Source organism: Variovorax sp. GW821-FHT10B04 (genome assembly GCF_059415645.1).
This window is the reverse complement of the sequence record NZ_JBWKNQ010000001.1, coordinates 756,929-773,267: the sequence shown is the minus strand read 5'-3', so window position 1 is coordinate 773,267 and position 16,339 is coordinate 756,929. Positions and strand designations below refer to the sequence as shown.

Below are 16,339 nucleotides of genomic sequence, written 5' to 3'. Positions count from 1 at the left end.
AGTCGTTTGTATTGGCTGGGACCCGACCTAAAGTGGTCTATCGCCATCAAGGCGACGCACTCACACCCCCTCAACGACGGAGCTTTTTTCATGTCATCGGACGACACCCTCGCATTGCCTGAAGCGCTGGAGCAGGCCCAGGCCGCTGCGGCGCAACAGAACCTGCCCTATGCCGGAGGCGTGGCGCCGCCGGTGGCGTGGCAGCTGGTGCAGCAGCGCGAAGCGGTGCTCGTCGACGTGCGTTCGGGCGAGGAGCGCAAGTTCGTGGGCCATGTGCCCGAGAGCCTGCACGTGCCCTGGGCGACCGGCACGGCGCTCACGCGCAATCCACGCTTCGTTCGCGAGCTGGAAGCGAAGCTGGCCAAGGACGGCGGCAAGGACGCGGTGGTGCTGCTGCTGTGCCGCAGCGGCAAGCGGTCGGCGCTGGCCGCCGAGGCCGCGGCGAAGGCCGGCTTCAGCCACGTGTTCAACGTGCTCGAGGGTTTCGAGGGCGAGATCGATGCCGACCAGCACCGCGGTGCTGCCGATGGATGGCGTTTTCATCGGCTGCCATGGATTCAGGATTGAACGCAGGACGCGTGCCGCAACACTGAGCGCGCGCCTGCAAGGCCCATAGCGATAGCGAGGAGAAGCGACATGGCTGGATTCGATGTCGACCAGGTGGTCGGCGCATTGCGCACGGTGCGCGCCGAATGGCGCGATGCGCAGAAGCGGCCACGCGAGCCGGCCGGACGCGAATTCCCTTCGCGCGAGGTGCTGTCGTCGGTGATCGAGCAGCTCAAGGGAGCGCTTTTCCCGATGCGCCTCGGGCCTTCCGACCTGCGCCAGGACGGCGAGGACTTCTATGTGGCGCGCACGCTCGATGCGGCGCTGCACGCCCTGCTGGAGCAGGCGCGGCTGGAGCTGCACTACGTCGGCCGCCATTCGCCGCGGCCCGCCGCGGAGGTCGATGCGCAGGCGCGCGAGGCCGTGCATGCCTTCGGTGCCGCGCTGCCGCAGATCCGCCGCCTGCTCGACAGCGACGTGGTGGCGGCCTACCAGGGCGATCCGGCGGCGCACAGCGTCGATGAGGTGCTGCTGTGCTACCCCGGCGTGCTCGCCATGATCTACCACCGGCTGGCGCATCAGCTCTACCGGCTGGCGCTGCCGCTGCTCGCGCGCATCGTCGCCGAGCTGGCCCACGGGCAGACCGGCATCGACATCCATCCCGGTGCGCAGATCGGCAGCGGGTTCTTCATCGACCACGGCACGGGCGTCGTGATCGGCGAGACGGCGGTGATCGGCCAGCGCGTGCGGGTGTACCAGGCCGTGACGCTCGGCGCCAAGCGCTTTCCGGTCGATGCGCACGGGCTGCTGCAGAAGGGGTTGCCGCGCCATCCGGTGGTGGAGGACGAGGTCGTGATCTACGCCGGTGCCACGATCCTGGGCCGCGTCACCATCGGCCGGGGTGCGGTGATCGGCGGCAACGTCTGGCTGACCGCCGACGTACCGGCCGGCGCGAGCGTGACGCAGGCCGGCCTGCAGAACGCCGCGGCCGCTGTCGAAGCACTGTCGACGCTTGCGCAGTGAGTGCCCTGGTCGAGCGCTTCGGGGTGGCAGTACGCCAGCTCCGGACCCAGAACGGCTGGTCGCAGGGCCAGCTGGCCGAGCGTTCGAATCTCGACCGCTCCTATGTGGGCGAGATCGAGCGGGGCCGCGTCATCGCGTCGATCCTGACGGCCGAGAAGCTGGCCGTGGCGCTGCAGGTCGACGTGGCCGAGCTTCTCGCACGCTGCCGGCAGCTCGATGAACAGCGCGCCGTCCAGCTCATCAGTTTGTCGGCTATAGCCCGTTGAGGCGCCGCCCGAATCCCCCGAGACTGGCGGCCATTCGTTTTCTTGAACCACGGAGTCCATTCCAATGACCGCAACAGTCGGTGGTACCACCGCTCTCGGCGACAACGCCGCCCGCCAGCTAGCCAATGCCACCAAGAGCGTCCCGCAGCTCGAGACGATCAGCCCGCGCTGGCTGACGCACCTGCTGCAATGGGTTCCGGTCGAGGCCGGCACCTATCGGCTCAACAAGGTGAAGAACCCCGAGTCGATCAAGGTGGTCTGCACCTCGCGCGAGGAAGAGAACCAGCTCCCGCGCACCTGGGTCGACTACGAAGAGCATCCGCGCGAGTACAACCTCAACGCGGTGAGCACGGTGCTCGACGTCCACACGCGCATCTCCGACCTCTACAGCAGCCCGCACGACCAGATCAAGGAACAGTTGCGCCTGACGATCGAGACGATCAAGGAAAACCAGGAGAGCGAGCTCATCAACAACCCGGACTACGGCCTGCTGTCGCAGGTCACCGAAGAGCAGCGCATCTTCCCGCTGACCGGCGCGCCCACGCCCGACGACCTCGACGAGCTGCTGACCAAGGTCTGGAAGGAGCCCGCCTTCTTCCTGACCCATCCGCTCGCGATCGCCGCCTTCGGCCGCGAAGCCACGCGCCGCGGCACGCCGCCACCGACCGTGAGCCTGTTCGGCTCCCAGTTCATCACGTGGCGCGGCATTCCGCTGATCCCGTCGAACAAGGTGCCCGTGGCCGATGGCAAGAGCAAGATCCTGCTGCTGCGCGTGGGCGACAAGCGCCAGGGCGTGGTCGGCCTGTTCCAGCCGGGCCTCACGGGTGAACAGAGCCCCGGCCTGTCGGTGCGCTTCATGGGCATCAACAACCACGCCATCGCGTCGTACCTGATCTCGCTGTACTGCTCGGTCGCGGTGCTGACCACCGACGCGCTGGCGGTGCTCGACGACGTCGAGATCGGCAAGTACCACGACTATCCCGATACCTACAAGTAAGCCGCGCGGTGAGCACGACCCTTACTCCACCCGGCCTGCAGCACGTGCCGCAGCAAGCCGAGGCACCGTTCGACCCGGCCGTGCTGGCGCGCATGGCGAGCCAGCTGTTCGCCGCGTTGCCGGGCCAGGCACCGTCGCTCGGCACGCCGCCCGGCGTGCAGGCGCCGTCCCAGCTGGCGCCGCCCGGTTCGCCGCTGGTGAGTCCGGCCGGCTTCGGCCCCAGCGTGCCCGGCACGCCGATTCCGCAAGGCCAGCTGCCCGGCACGAACCTGTTGCCGGCATCGCCGACCCAGGTGCTGTCGCTCGGCAACCGCGTGCCCGCATTGCCGCCGCATGCCGTCGCCGGCAACGGTGCACCCGACCATCTGCAGAGCGCCTTGCCGGCCTACGAGCCGCGGCTCGGCAGTGCCGTGCTCGGCGTGCCCGAGGCGCATGCCGCAACGCCGTCGCAAGCGGCGTCCCACCCGGCCGGCGGCGCGGCACCGTTCTACTTCCTCGGCGACGGTTACGGGCAGCCGTCACCGGGTGGCCGCGGTACCGATGCGGCGCCGCGCGTGCACGACGGGCTGGCGAGCTTCCCGTTCGCACAGCCCGGTGGCAGCGACGTGCAGGCCCTGCTGGCGAAGAAGCCGCCCGCGCAGGACACCGCGCCGACCACGCCGTCGACAGCCCCGCAGTACTACTTCGTCGACGCGGTGCGCCTGCCCAGCGGCTACGTGACGCCGGCCAAGCCCGCGCCGCACGGTGACGTGCCGGTCGCCACCGCCGGCCAGCGGCAGCCGTTCGACGTGCATGCCGTGCGCCGCGACTTTCCGATCCTGCAGGAGCGCGTCAACGGCCGTCAGCTGGTGTGGTTCGACAACGCGGCCACCACGCACAAGCCGCAATCGGTGATCGACCGGATCTCGTACTTCTATGCGCACGAGAACTCGAACATCCACCGCGCGGCGCACGAGCTGGCGGCACGTGCGACCGACGCGTACGAAGGCGCGCGCGAGCGCGTCCGCAGGTTCCTCAACGCGCCCGACGTGAACGAGGTGATCTTCGTGCGCGGCACCACCGAGGCCATCAACCTGGTGGCCAAGAGCTGGGGTGGCCAGCACGTGGGCGAGGGCGACGAGATCATCGTCTCGAATCTCGAGCACCACGCGAACATCGTGCCCTGGCAGCAGCTCGCATCGGCCAAGGGCGCGAAGCTGCGCGTGATCCCGGTCGACGACTCGGGCCAGGTGCTGCTCGACGAATACCGCAAGCTGCTGAACGACCGCACGAAGATCGTGGCGGTCACGCAGGTGTCGAACGCGCTCGGCACGGTGGTCCCGGTGAAGGAGATCGTCGAGCTGGCGCATCGCGCGGGCGCGAAGGCGCTGGTCGACGGCGCGCAGTCGGTGTCGCACATGCGGGTCGACGTGCAGGACATCGGCGCCGACTTCTTCGTGTTCTCGGGCCACAAGGTGTTCGGCCCGACGGGCATCGGCGTCGTGTGGGGCAAGCGCGAGGTGCTCGAGGACATGCCGCCCTGGCAGGGTGGCGGCAACATGATCGCCGACGTGACCTTCGAGAAGACCGTGTTCCAGCCGATCCCGAACAAGTTCGAGGCCGGCACCGGCAACATCGCCGACGCGGTCGGGCTCGGCGCGGCGATCGACTACGTCAACAAGGTCGGCATCGAGAACATCGCGCGCTACGAGCACGAGCTGCTGGTCTACGGCATGCAGCAACTGGGCGCGATCCCGGGCGTGCGGCTGATCGGCACTGCCGCCGACAAGGCCAGCGTGATGTCCTTCGTGCTGGACGGCTACAGCACCGAGGAAGTCGGCCATGCGCTGAACGACGAAGGCATTGCCGTGCGCACGGGGCACCATTGCGCGCAGCCGATCCTGCGGCGCTTCGGTGTCGAGACCACGGTCCGGCCGTCGCTGGCGTTCTACAACACCTTCGACGAGATCGATCGTCTCGCGGGCGTGGTGCGCAAGCTGTCGGCCCAGCGCCGCGCAGGCTGAACGAAAGGCCGCGCCTCAGCGCACGGCCGCGCCGCGGAAGGCCGCGGCCAGTGCGCGCAGCATCTCGCGCGACCGCGGGTCGGTCGCGCGTGCGTACATCACGACCTGCGACAGCGGCATCTGCGGAAGCCCGGCGCGCTCCCCCACATCGATGAGGCCGGGCGGCGCCACGCGCTGCGCCATCGCGGCGACGCCCAGGCCGGCGCTGGCCGCGGCGCCGACGGCCATCACGCCACCGCCGATGAAGACCTCGGTCCAGGCGATGGCGGCGGTATCCAGGGCGCGCGTGGCGACGGCACGCACGCCGCAGGGCGCCGCCATCGTCGCGAGGCGCAGCGGCTCGCCGGGGCGCGGCTGCCAGCTCGGTGATGCGAACCATCCGAAGCGCTCCTCGGCCAGCACCTCGCCGTCGCGGCGCTTGCCCTCGCGGCGCACGATCGCGGCGTCCACCTCGCCGTTCTCGAAGGCGACCACCAGGTCCCGCGACGGGCTGATGCGCACCTCGATCAGCAGCATCGGATCGTAGGACGCCAGCCGCCCCAGCAGCGCCGGCAGGTCGGAGCCCGCCACGTGGTCGCTGATGCCCAGCACCAGCCGCCGCGGTGGCGCGTCCGTCAGGCCGCCGACCGCTCGCTCGTAGGCCAGGAGCAGGTCGCGCGCAGGCTCGATGAAGCCCTGGCCCTGCGGCGACAGCCCCACGTGGCGCGGCGTGCGTTCGAGCACCCGGTAGCCGAGCCGTGCCTCCAGCCGTTTCAGCTTGAGGCTGATGGCGGCCTGCGATGTGTCCATCACTTCCGCGGCGCGCGTGAAGCTGCCCAGGTCGGCGACCAGCACGAAGGCGCGGACGGCGTCGATGTCGAGTGTTCGGTGCAATGAAGTCATGTCAATCGCTTATCGCAGATATATGCAGTCATGCGTTGTTGAAATCATAGGCTCCGCGCACCATGGCCGCTTGCAGACCCCAGGAGAAACCTCATGCTTTCGATGCAGTACGCACACCGGCTTCCCGCCGACTACGACATGTCCCTGATCCGCACGCGCGCCGCGCGCCGTGGCCCGCTCTGGGACGACGCGCCCGGACTGGGCTTCAAGGCCTTCGTCGTGCGCGAGCGCGGCCGCCATGGTGCGGATGCGAACGTCTACGCCTCCGTGTACCTCTGGCTCGATGTTGGCGCCGCCACCGACTTCCTCGTGGATGACCGCTTCCAGAACGTGATCGACGGCTTCGGCCGGCCGGCGGTGGAGACCTGGCTGCCCCTCGATGCGCGCGCCGGGCGCGATCCGGGCCGGCCCGCGCTGACGCTGTACCGCGAAGACGTGCCGGTTGCCGAAGGCACCGATCGCGCCGCGCTGCGCGTGCAGGAGCTGCTGCGCAACGACGCGCTCCTGGAGAGGCCCGACACGGTCGCGGTGGTCACGTCGCTCGATGTCTCGACCTGGCGGCTGCTGCGCCTCACCCTGTCATCGAAGGCGCAGGAAGCCTCGGCGCCAGCGGCGCAGGGCACGGCCTACGAGATCCTGCATCTGGCGCGCCCCGGGTTGGCGAAGCTGCCGTGAAGCCGCCGTCGCGACAGGCCGACGCATGGCATGCGGCATGGTGGGCACTGGCCGGCGGCGCGGCCACCGCGCTGTTCGTCCTGGGTGCGACGGCGGCCGTGGCCGTGCTGCTGCGGCGCTTCCTCGCTGGCGGATGAAGCGAAGGGCCGGCGGCGTCAGGCCACCGGATCCAGCGCCGGCTCGCGAGAGGGCTCGCTCTCCTCGACCGCGCCGGTGTCGAGCGCTTCTTCCACCGCGCTGCGCGTCAGCGTGGGTGCGAAGGACTCGATGAACGCATAGACATAGGACCGCAGATAGGCATCGCGCCGCACGGCCAGCTTGGTGACGTTGATGCCGAACAGATGCCCGACGTCGACCGCGCGCAGCTTGAGGTCGCGCTCCGCCTCGAAGGCGACACCCGCCACGATGCCCACACCCAGGCCGAGCTCGACATAGGTCTTGATGACGTCCGCATCCATGGCGGTGATGACGAGGTTCGGCTTCAGCCCCGCGTCCGCGAAGGCCTGGTCGATGCGCGTGCGGCCGGTGAAGCCGCCGTCATAGGTGACGAGCGGGTGTTCGGCGAGCCGCTCGATGGTCAGCGGCCCTTCGAGCAAGGGATGGCCCGGCGGCGCGATCAGCGAATGCGTCCAGCGGAAGCACGGCAGTGCCACGAGTTGCGGATAGTCGCTCAGCGCCTCGGTCGCGATGCCGACGTCGGCTTCGCCGTCCAGCAGCATCTGTGCGATCTGCTTGGGCGAGCCCTGGCGCAGGTGCAGGCGCACTTCGGGGAAGCGGCCACGGAACTCCTGCACGGCCACGGGCAATGCATAACGGGCCTGCGAGTGCGTCGCGGCGATGGAGAGAAGGCCCTTCTCCTGCGCGAGAAACTCCTGCCCCGCCTGCCGCAGGTTATGGCTCTCGATCAGCATGCGTTCGATGATCGGCAGCAGGTGATCGCCCGGCGCCGTCAGCCCCGTCAGCCGCTTGCCGGCGCGTGCGAACAGGGCGAGGCCGAGCTCTTCCTCCAGCTCGCGGATCTGCCGGCTCACGCCGGGTTGAGATGTGTGCAGCGCATGCGCCGCTTCCGTGAGGTTGAAACCGCTTCGGACTGCTTCGCGGACGGAGCGTAACTGCTGAAAATTCATGGGAGCAACGAGAAAAGTTACCGGAGATCACTTCGGCGGCCAATTCTCTTGGCACGGTCTTCGAACTGGAACTACCGATTCGTTGCAATGAAATAAGCGAATGATCTGAGTGATCGATGCGGACGGGCATTCGCCGCAGGCCGATCGCCCCGATGTTGCCGCGTGTGCCACGCCATGCGGCGCGGCGAAATCGCGTTTTCATATGCGTTTTTTCCGCTTGGCTTTCGGCTTGGACGGGTTCGACAATTCATCCGCGTTAACCCTGGGGCACACCCCGAGTCAACGCCCGATCGCACACCGGCGCACCGCTCCGCGTCGTGTTTCCCGCCTCCTGTCGCCTTACGTTCCATCCCGATGTTCCGTTCTCTCTCGCGTCGTCTCGCGCTCTCATCCCTCGTCCTCGTGGCCGGCCTGTCCGCCTTCAATCTGTATGCGGCGGACAAGCCGTTGCGCATCGGCCTCGGCGCGAGCGTGGGCAACCGCGCGGTCGAGATCGCCGCGAAGGAGGCGAAGGCCCAGGGCCTCGACGTGGAGCTGGTCGAGTTCAGCGACTGGCGCACGCCCAACTCGGCGGTCGCCAACAAGGAAATCGACGTCAACTACTTCCAGCACAAGCCCTTCCTCGACAGCTCCAATGCCCAGGCCGGCTTCGACCTGGTACCGGTGGCGCCCGGCTACACCACGGTGATCGGGCTCTATTCGAAGAAGATCAAGACGCTCGCCGAACTGCGCGACGGCGCATCGATCGCGGTGTCGGCCGATCCGGTCAACACCGGCCGCGCGCTGCAGTTCCTGCAGGAACTCGGCCTGCTCAAGCTCAAGCCCGGGCTGGACTACAAGGCCACCATCCTCGACATCACCGACAACCCGAAGAAGCTGAAGATCGTCCAGCTCGAAGGGCCGCAGATCGCGCGTTCCTTCGAGGACGTCGATGCCGCCGCGACCTATGCGACCTTCGCCAAGCTGGGTGGCCTGTCGGCCAAGAGCGCGCTGGCCTTCGAGAAGGACTCGAGCCAGTACGCGTTCCAGTGGGTCACGCGCCCCGATCGCAAGGACGACCCGCGCATCCGCAAGTTCATCTCGATCTACCAGAACAGCCCCGAAGTGCGCGCGTCGCTGACCACGCTGTACGACGGCGTCATCGGCTTCGCCTGGTAGGCAAGCCTGCCGACAGGCGCTGCGCCCGCGGGCGCTCCCTCTCCGCTGCGCCCATCCCGGGCGCGCACCGATCCGGCCGGGCCGCAAGCGTCCGGTGTCCCATGAAGAAAATCCTGATGAACGCGGTCCACATGAGCTGCGTGGGCGACATCGCCCACGGCCTGTGGACCCATCCCCGCGACCAGTCCGAGCGCTACACCGACCCCGCCTACTGGGTCGAGCTGGCACAGACGCTGGAGCGCGGCCGTTTCGACAACCTGTTCCTGGCCGACATCATCGGCGCGAACGACGTGTTCGAAGGCCGCCCCGACGCCGCCCTGCGCGAAGCGGTCCAGATGCCGATCGACGACCCCTTGCTGCTGGTGCCGCTGATGGCGCACGCCACGCGGCACCTGGGCTTCGGTGTCACCGTCAACCTGACCTACGAGCACCCGTTTCCGCTGGCGCGCCGCTTCACCACGCTCGACCACCTGAGCCGTGGGCGCGTGGCCTGGAACGTCGTGACCGGCTTCCTCGACAGCGCGGCACGCGGCATGGGGCTCGCGAAGCAGCACGGCCACGACGAGCGCTACGAGCGCGCCGAAGACTTCATGGCCGCGGCCTACAAGCTGTGGGAAGGCAGCTGGGAAGACGATGCCGTGGTGCGCGACCGCGCCCGGCGCGTCTACAGCGAGCCGGCGCGCGTGCATGCCATCGACCACGACGGCCCTTACTACCGCGTGCAGGCCGCCCACCTGTCGGAGCCATCGATCCAGCGCACGCCCGTGCTGTTCCAGGCCGGCGCATCCACGCGTGGCCTGGACTTCGCGGCCAGGCATGCGGAATGCGTGTTCGTCTCGGGCAACAAGCAGCAGGCGCGCGACATCGTCGCCAAGATCCGGCAGCGTGCAACCACCTTCGGCCGCGATCCGCAGGACCTGCGCTTCTTCCTGGGCGTGGTCGTCGTGGTGGCACCGACCGACGCACTCGCGCAGGAGAAATACGCGGAGTACCGCACGCACGCCAGCGCGCAGGCGGGGCTCGCGCACTTCTCCAGCCAGACCGGCATCGACTTCTCCCGATACGACCTCGACGAGCCGATCAGCCTGGTCAAGACCGATGCGGTCCAGTCCTTTCTCGAGTCCGTCACGACCCAGAGCGAGAAGCGCTGGTCGGTACGCAAGCTGCTCGACCAGATGACGCTGGGCAGCCGGCACACGCCCATCGTCGGCTCGCCCCAGCATGTGGCCGACGAACTCGAGTCGTGGGTGCGCGACGCCGACATCGACGGCTTCAATCTCGTGCGCACCGTGGTGCCCGAAGGCTTCGGCGACTTCGTCGATCTGGTCGTGCCCGAGTTGCAGAATCGCGGCAGCTACAAGACCGACTACACCGAAGGCAGCCTGCGCGACAAGCTGTTCGGCGCCGGCCCGCGGCTGCCGGCGCGCCATCCGGCCGGCGCGTTCCGCGTCGGCGCCGCCGCGCGGAACGTGGCATGACGGTGCTGCTGGAAGAAGTCGTCGCCGCGCTGCGGGCGACGGCCGTGGAGCGCGATCGGCAAGGCGGCCATGCCGCGCACGAGAAGACGCTGCTGCGCGATGCCGGCCTGCTCGCGCAAGCCGTGCCGGTCGAGTTCGGTGGCGAGGGCGCGGCCTGGCCGGCGGTCTACGACACCGTGCGCCGCATCGCGCGCGTCGACAGCGCATTGGCGCATCTGCTCGCCTTCCATCACCTGCAGGTGGCGACCGTGCTCATCTACGGCACGCCCGCGCAGCAGGCGCGATGGCTGCGGGCCACCGTGGCCGAGGGGCTCTGGTGGGGCAACGCGATGAACCCGCTCGACCCGCGCCTGACGGCATCCGAGGACGACGCCGGCCAGGTGCTCACCGGCACCAAGGGCTTCTGCTCGGGCGCGCAGGGCTCCGACCTGATGACCTTCTCCGCGGTGCATGCGCCCAGCGGCAAGCTGCTGCTCGGCGTGGTTGCGACGCGCGCGCCGGGCGTCACGGTCAACGACGACTGGCGGGCCATCGGCCAGCGCCAGACCGACAGCGTGTCCGTGGACTTCGCGCAGGTCCGCGTGCCGCATGCGGACCTGCTGCGCCTGCCCGGCGATGTGGCGACGGTCCGCCATTCGCTGCGCACCTGCCTGGGCCAGCTCATCCTGGTGAACCTGTACCTGGGCATTGCCGAAGGCGCGCTCGAAGCCGCGCGCGAGCTCACGCTGGCGGGCACGCGGCCCTGGCTTTACGCCGGTGTCGCCAGCGCCGCGGAAGACCCGTATCGGCTCCAGCGCTTCGGCGAGATGCATCTGCACGCCGTCGCCGCCGCGGTGCTTGCCGACCGGGCCGCGGCCACGCTGCAGGCCGCGTGGGACGCCGGCGACGCGGTGACGCCCGCGCAGCGCCGCACCGCCGGCCTGGCCATCACCGAGGCCAAGGTGCTCGCACATCGCGCGAGCCTGTTCGTGAGCCAGGCGCTCTTCGACGCCGCCGGCACGCGCGCGGCGCAAGCCGAGCTCGGCCTCGACCGCTACTGGCGCAACGCCCGCACCCACACCCTTCACGATCCCCTGGACTACAAGCTGCGCACGCTGGGGCGCTGGGCGCTCTCCGGGGAATTCACCGCCGATCTCTACACCTGAGGATTTCCCATGAGCCAAGAACGCATCGACTGGACCCAGGCCGAAAGCATGCGCGCCCTGTCGGATCTGGCGCCCGAGCCCTTTCGCGCCTTCGCCGATTTCGAGCAGGCCGTCTTTGCGCCCGGCCATCTGTCGCCCAAGATCAAGGAACTGATCGCGGTCGCGGTGACGCACGTCACGCAGTGCGGCGCCTGCCTCACGCTGCACACCAGGAACGCCCGGCTGCTGGGCGCGACCGAAGGCGAGATCGCCGAGGCCGTGATGGTCGCCGCCGAGCTGCGCGCGGGTGCGGCGATCGGCCAGTTCGCCACCACGCTGCAGGCGATCCGCAGCACCCGCTGACCCTGCCGGATCAGCGCTCGGCCAGGAAGCGTACGAAGCGGTCGCCGATGAACTGGATCAGGCAGACCAGCGCGATCAACACCACGATCACCACGGCCATCACGGTCGTGTCGAAGCGCTGGTAGCCATAGCGGATCGCGAGGTCGCCCAGGCCGCCCGCGCCGACGGCGCCCGCCATGGCCGACGAGCTGATCAGCGCGACCACCGTGATGGTGAAGCCGCCGACGATGCCCGGCAGGGCCTCGGGCAGCAGCACATGGCGCACGATGTGCCAGCGCCGGCAGCCCATGGCCTGTGCGGCCTCGATCAGGCCGCCGTCCACCTCGCGCAGGCTGACCTCGGCAATGCGCGCGAAGAACGGCGTGGCGCTGATCGACAGCGGCACGATGGCCGCCCACACGCCGATCGTCGTCCCGGTGACCAGCCGCGTGAACGGGATCAGCGCGACCAGCAGCACGATGAAGGGCGTGGCGCGAAAGCCGTTGATCACGCTGCCGAGCACGCGGTGCACTCGCGGCGATTCGAGGATGCCGCCGGGCTTGGCGAGCACCAGCCAGACGGCCAGCGGCACGCCCGCGGCCAGCGCGATGGCCGACGACACGCCCACCATCACCAGCGTTTCGAGCAGTGCGTTCCAGAGGCGTTCATACATCGCCGCAGACATAGCCGAGTCCTTTCGCTTCATGCGCCACGCGTTGCGTGACCAGGTCTTCGATCGGGGCCGTGCGGGCGTCGACGGCGATCACCAGCCGGCCCTGCGTGTGGCCCTGGATGCGGTCGACGCCGCCGTACAGCAGCCGTATCGGCGCGCCGAGCACGGCCGCGATGCGCGACAGGTCGGGCTCGACGCCACGCTCGCCGCTGTAGTGCAGCTCGACCACCGTCTCGCAGGCGCCATCGCCGGGCGGCGGTGTCCGCGTCAGGCGCGCGAGCAGGTCCTCCGGCAGGTCGCGCACCAGCGGGCGCAGCAGCGCCCGCGTCGCGTCGTGTGCGGGTCGGCCGAACACCTGCCAGACCGGGCCGAGCTCGACCGCGCGACCGCGCTCGAGCACCAGCACCTGGTCGCAGATCTCGCGGATCACGCCCATCTCGTGCGTGATCAGGATCACCGTCAGGCCGAGCCGGCGGTTGATGTCGCGCAGCAGCGCGAGGATCGACTGCGTCGTCTCCGGGTCCAGCGCCGAGGTGGCCTCGTCGCACAGCAGGATCTCGGGCCGGTGCACCAGCGCACGGGCGATGCCCACCCGCTGCTTCTGGCCGCCCGAGAGCCGGCCGGGCCGCACGTCGTGCTTGTCCGACAGGCCGACCAGCGCGAGCACTTCCGTCACGCGCTGGCGGATCTCGTCGCGCGCGATGCCGGCGACCGCGAGCGGCAGTGCGACGTTGTCCCAGACCGTCTTGGCCGACAGCAGGTTGAAGTGCTGGAAGATCATGCCGACGCGCCGGCGCAGTGCCACCAGCCCGTTCTCGTCGAGCGCCGCGACGTCCTGCCCGTCGACCAGCACCTGGCCGCTGCTCGGGCTCTCCAGGCGGTTGATGGTGCGCAGCAGGCTGGACTTGCCCGCACCGCTGCGCCCGATGATCCCGAAGATGCGGCCCGCCGGAATGTCCAGCGTGATGTCGTGCAACGCATCCACCGGCCCGACGGCCGAACGGTAGGACTTGCCGACGCCGCGGAACGTGACCGTCCCGAGGTCGGCGCGACGCTCACTTTCGAAGCCAGGGGAGGCTGTAGAGCTTGTCATTGTTGCCAAAGGTCGCGGAGATCGCCTTGCGCACGGCGGGCGAGTCCTGGTAGATGCGGATGAACTGCTGGAAGCGCGGGTCGTCGGCGCGGTCGGTGCGCGCGACGAAGCGTCCGGCGTAGTACACGTCGTCGCCCTGCGAATACACAAGCGCCCGGTTGGCCAGCTCCGACTGCCCCGCCAGCACCAGCGTGAAGGGCGACAGCACCGCGATGTCGATGTCCGGGAACGAGCGGATCAGCTGCGTGCCCTCGATCTCGATGAACTTCAGCTTGCGCGGGTTCTGCACCACGTCGTTGATCGTTGCCCAGTCGCCCACGCCGTCGCGCAGCGTGAGCAGGCCGATGCGCTCCAGCAGCCGCAGCGCGCGGGCCTGGTTGGACGCATCGTTGTGGATGCCGAGGCGGAAGCCTTCCTTGATGTCCTCGACCCGCTGGACCTTGTTCGAGAACAGGCCGACGCTCGACAGCACGCCGATGCCGATGCTCTTGAGCTTGTAGCCGCGCAGCTTGATCGAGCTGTCCAGGAAGGCCTGGTGCTGGAAGTAGTTGAGGTCGAGATCGCCCGCATCCAGCGCCGCGTTGGGCGTGGTCCAGTCGGCGAACTCGATCACGCGGACATCGAGGCCCTGGGCCTTCGCTTCCTGCGCCGCCACTTCGATGGCGGCCGCCGTGTATGCGGCCACGCCGATCTTGAGCGGACCCGCGGCCGCAGCCTTGGGGGCCTGGCCTTGAGCCGCGGCGAACAGCGGTGCACCGGCGAGCAGCAGCGCGAGCAGGGAACGACGTGAGGTCATGGAGATGTCGGTGTGTGAAAGGGACGGGGCGGCGTGCGCGTCGGGCGGCGTCATTTCTGCGCCTCCAGCCACGGCAGGTTGTAGAGCTTGTCGCTGTCCGCATAGGCGGCGCGGATGGCCTGCCGCACGCCGGGCGCGTCGCGGTAGATCTGGATGAAGCGGCGCAGCCGCGGGTCTTCGGGCTTGTCGCTGCGCGCGACGAACTGCACCGCCCAGTAGCGCGGGTCGCCCTTGTCGTAGAACAGGGCCTGGGTCGCCAGTTCCTTCTTGCCGGAACGCACCAGCGCGTGCGGCAGCAGCACGCCCGCATCGACGTCGTCGAGCGAGCGGACGATCTGGATGTACTCGACCTCGATGAAGCGCAGCTTCTTCGGATTGGCCGTGATGTCGTCGAGCGTCGGGAACGGGCCCACGTCCTTGCGCAGCCGGATCAGGCCGGCCTGGGCCAGCAGGCCGAGGCTGCGGGCCTGGTTGCTGGCGTCGTTGGCCAGCGCGATGCGCGCACCGTCGGGCAGCGCGTCGATCTGCTTGAAGCGCGTCGAGTACAGGCCCAGGTTGGACACCACGCCGATCGCCACGCTCCTGAGCTTGTAGCCGCGCTGCTTGATCGCGTTGTCCAGGAAGGCCTGGTGCTGGAAGTAGTTGGCGTCGAGGTCGCCCGCGTCGACCGCGACGTTGGGCGTCGTGTAGTCGGCGAATTCGACGACCTTCACGTCGAGCCCCTGTCTCTTGGCCTCGGCCGCGGCGGCCTCGATCGATTCGGCCGCGACGCCGGCGGTCACGCCGATGCGCAGCGGCGCCTGTGTCTGCGCTTGCGCCTGCACGGCGGCGGCCGCGAGCCAGGCGGCCGTGAAGAGGACTTTGCTGAGCCGGTTCATGTTCCGTCTTTCCTGTGGGAGGGGGCGGGGCCGCTCAGCGGTAGCCCGAGGGCTCCGGCGCCTCGCCGTTGAGGACGTACCGTCCCACTTCGTTGAGCTTGTAGGCCAGCGGGTCGTGCAGGCTCATGGTGCGCAGGTTGCGCCAGAAGCGGTCCAGCCCGAAGGCCGCGCCGGTCGACTTGGCACCGGTGAGGTCGAACACGTGGCTGGTCGTCTCCAGGCCGGCCTGGATCGACACGATCTTCGCGCTGGCGACGATCTCCGCGACCTGGGTGCGCTGCTGCGCGGTGATCTCGTCCTTGTGATCGACCAGCCAGCCCACCGCGCGGTCGGCGCGTTCGGCGAGCGCCGACACCGCCTGCAGCCGGGCGGTGTAGTCGCCGAACGCGTTCTGCACGAAGGGGTCGTCGGTGGTCTTTTCCACCGTCGCGTGCGCCCACGGACGGGCCTTGTCGCGCACGTAGTCGGCCGCTTCCAGCAGCGCGCCTTCCGCGATGCCGAGATGCAGGTGGGTGAAGAGCGACTGGAAGAACAGCACGCCCAGCGACATGCGCGGCGTGGTCGGCTGGCCGAGCGGTGCGAACACGCCCAGCACGTCGGCCGGTGCGATCGGCAGGTCATCGAAGGCCACGCTGTGGCTCGCGGACTGGCGCTGGCCGAGCACGTCCCAGTCGTCGGTCAGGCGGAACTGCGGCGCACGCGGGTCTGCGACGGCCAGCACGAAGCGCTGGGTCTCGGTGTCGACGCCGCGCACCAGGATGCGGTCGGCCACGGGCGCGCCGGTGGCGAAGGCCGCGCTGGCCTGGCCGATGTAGCCGGCATGGCCTTGCGCCGGCTTCAGCTGCGCGAGGCCGAGGCGCGATGTGCCGGCACCGGCCCAGAGCCAGCGGTGCTGCACGGTGTCGCGCAAGGTCTGCTGCGCCGTCTCGGTGTCGACCACGTCGATGATGCGCAGCCAGGCGTAGTGGTAGCCCAGGATCTGCGCCACGGGTGCATCGGTGCGTGCGATGCGGCGCACCACCTGCAGCGCGGTGCGCCAGCTGGCACCCTGGCCGCCGAAGCGCGTGGCGACGGTCAGGTCGAGCAGGCCGGCCTCGCGGAACAGCGCGATCTGCGCGTGCGGCAACGCGTTCTCGCGGTCGCGCCGGACCACGTCGGGGCGAAGCGCTTCGGCCAGGCGGTCGGCGACGGCCAGCCAGCGCGACAACTCGTCGTCGGGCGTGGCGCTGGGGTCGGGTATCAGGTCGAGAGAGGACATGGGATTCGGGAGATGCAGTG

The 16,339-nt window shown here is 69.4% G+C and carries 18 protein-coding genes; 11 read left to right on the top strand and 7 right to left on the bottom strand.

Features of this window, described 5'->3' with window-relative positions; all coding sequences use genetic code 11:
- Positions 1-90: 90 nt before the first annotated feature.
- From AC07PZ_RS03695 to AC07PZ_RS03675, 5 genes are all read left to right on the top strand, one after another.
- Entirely contained in the window at positions 91-567 is a 477-nt protein-coding gene (locus AC07PZ_RS03695; protein ID WP_495293653.1) for a rhodanese-like domain-containing protein, read from the top strand.
- 69 nt (positions 568-636) lie between these two features.
- Positions 637-1,569: a serine O-acetyltransferase EpsC gene (gene epsC / locus AC07PZ_RS03690; RefSeq protein ID WP_495293652.1), complete on the top strand. Its 933-nt coding sequence runs from the start codon at positions 637-639 to the stop codon at positions 1,567-1,569.
- The gene (locus AC07PZ_RS03685; RefSeq protein ID WP_495293651.1) at positions 1,566-1,835 is read left to right on the top strand and encodes a helix-turn-helix domain-containing protein; all 270 of its coding nucleotides are present in this window, start codon (positions 1,566-1,568) and stop codon (positions 1,833-1,835) included. Before epsC ends, AC07PZ_RS03685 begins: the two co-directional genes overlap by 4 nt.
- A 64-nt stretch (positions 1,836-1,899) precedes the next feature.
- A complete protein-coding gene (locus AC07PZ_RS03680; protein ID WP_495293650.1) occupies positions 1,900-2,832 on the top strand; it encodes a family 2A encapsulin nanocompartment shell protein in 933 nt (310 codons plus the stop codon).
- Positions 2,833-2,924: 92 nt separating this feature from the next.
- On the top strand, positions 2,925-4,835 hold the full coding sequence (locus AC07PZ_RS03675) for a family 2A encapsulin nanocompartment cargo protein cysteine desulfurase (protein ID WP_495293950.1): 1,911 nt from the start codon (positions 2,925-2,927) through the stop codon (positions 4,833-4,835).
- Positions 4,836-4,850: 15 nt separating this feature from the next.
- Here AC07PZ_RS03675 and AC07PZ_RS03670 read toward each other — a convergent pair whose 3' ends face one another.
- Positions 4,851-5,717, bottom strand: coding sequence for a LysR family transcriptional regulator (locus AC07PZ_RS03670; protein ID WP_495293649.1), 867 nt, complete (start codon positions 5,715-5,717; stop codon positions 4,851-4,853).
- A gap of 93 nt (positions 5,718-5,810) precedes the next feature.
- Between AC07PZ_RS03670 and AC07PZ_RS03665 the strand changes: the two genes are divergently transcribed.
- Both AC07PZ_RS03665 and AC07PZ_RS03660 read left to right on the top strand, forming a co-directional pair.
- Positions 5,811-6,392 carry a DUF4865 family protein gene (locus tag AC07PZ_RS03665; RefSeq protein ID WP_495293648.1) on the top strand — a complete coding sequence of 194 codons (582 nt, stop codon included), beginning with the start codon at positions 5,811-5,813 and terminating at the stop codon, positions 6,390-6,392.
- Entirely contained in the window at positions 6,389-6,529 is a 141-nt protein-coding gene (locus tag AC07PZ_RS03660) for a hypothetical protein (protein ID WP_495293647.1), read from the top strand. The genes AC07PZ_RS03665 and AC07PZ_RS03660 overlap by 4 nt, the downstream gene beginning before the upstream one ends.
- An 18-nt stretch (positions 6,530-6,547) precedes the next feature.
- On the opposite strand, the gene AC07PZ_RS03655 is transcribed toward AC07PZ_RS03660, so the two are convergent.
- Positions 6,548-7,519 (bottom strand): CysB family HTH-type transcriptional regulator, encoded by a 972-nt coding sequence (locus AC07PZ_RS03655; protein ID WP_495293646.1) that lies wholly within the window; start codon positions 7,517-7,519, stop codon positions 6,548-6,550.
- A 354-nt stretch (positions 7,520-7,873) separates the two neighbouring features.
- On the opposite strand from AC07PZ_RS03655, the gene AC07PZ_RS03650 reads away from it, so the two are divergent.
- The 4 genes from AC07PZ_RS03650 to AC07PZ_RS03635 all read left to right on the top strand — a co-directional run bounded on the left by AC07PZ_RS03650 (position 7,874) and on the right by AC07PZ_RS03635 (position 11,642).
- Positions 7,874-8,677 (top strand): MetQ/NlpA family ABC transporter substrate-binding protein, encoded by an 804-nt coding sequence (locus AC07PZ_RS03650; RefSeq protein WP_495293645.1) that lies wholly within the window; start codon positions 7,874-7,876, stop codon positions 8,675-8,677.
- 116 nt (positions 8,678-8,793) lie between these two features.
- Complete coding sequence (locus AC07PZ_RS03645; RefSeq protein ID WP_495293644.1) at positions 8,794-10,155, top strand: LLM class flavin-dependent oxidoreductase; 1,362 nt, start codon at positions 8,794-8,796, stop codon at positions 10,153-10,155.
- Positions 10,152-11,300: an acyl-CoA dehydrogenase family protein gene (locus tag AC07PZ_RS03640; protein WP_495293643.1), complete on the top strand. Its 1,149-nt coding sequence runs from the start codon at positions 10,152-10,154 to the stop codon at positions 11,298-11,300. The genes AC07PZ_RS03645 and AC07PZ_RS03640 overlap by 4 nt, the downstream gene beginning before the upstream one ends.
- Before the next feature lie 9 nt (positions 11,301-11,309).
- Positions 11,310-11,642 (top strand): carboxymuconolactone decarboxylase family protein, encoded by a 333-nt coding sequence (locus tag AC07PZ_RS03635; protein ID WP_495293642.1) that lies wholly within the window; start codon positions 11,310-11,312, stop codon positions 11,640-11,642.
- 10 nt (positions 11,643-11,652) lie between these two features.
- Here the strand turns inward: AC07PZ_RS03635 and AC07PZ_RS03630 are convergent, their stop codons facing one another.
- Genes AC07PZ_RS03630 through AC07PZ_RS03610 form a run of 5 tightly spaced genes read right to left on the bottom strand, consistent with a single transcriptional unit; the run spans position 11,653 to position 16,319 of the window.
- Complete coding sequence (locus tag AC07PZ_RS03630) at positions 11,653-12,306, bottom strand: methionine ABC transporter permease (protein ID WP_495293641.1); 654 nt, start codon at positions 12,304-12,306, stop codon at positions 11,653-11,655.
- A complete protein-coding gene (locus tag AC07PZ_RS03625) occupies positions 12,287-13,387 on the bottom strand; it encodes a methionine ABC transporter ATP-binding protein (protein ID WP_495293640.1) in 1,101 nt (366 codons plus the stop codon). The genes AC07PZ_RS03630 and AC07PZ_RS03625 overlap by 20 nt, the downstream gene beginning before the upstream one ends.
- Positions 13,350-14,183, bottom strand: coding sequence for a MetQ/NlpA family ABC transporter substrate-binding protein (locus tag AC07PZ_RS03620; RefSeq protein WP_495293639.1), 834 nt, complete (start codon positions 14,181-14,183; stop codon positions 13,350-13,352). The genes AC07PZ_RS03625 and AC07PZ_RS03620 overlap by 38 nt, the downstream gene beginning before the upstream one ends.
- Before the next feature lie 50 nt (positions 14,184-14,233).
- Positions 14,234-15,061, bottom strand: a complete 828-nt coding sequence (locus AC07PZ_RS03615) for a MetQ/NlpA family ABC transporter substrate-binding protein (protein WP_495293638.1) — start codon at positions 15,059-15,061, stop codon at positions 14,234-14,236.
- Between the two features lie 34 nt (positions 15,062-15,095).
- Positions 15,096-16,319 (bottom strand): acyl-CoA dehydrogenase family protein, encoded by a 1,224-nt coding sequence (locus tag AC07PZ_RS03610; RefSeq protein WP_495293637.1) that lies wholly within the window; start codon positions 16,317-16,319, stop codon positions 15,096-15,098.
- Positions 16,320-16,339: the final 20 nt, after the last annotated feature.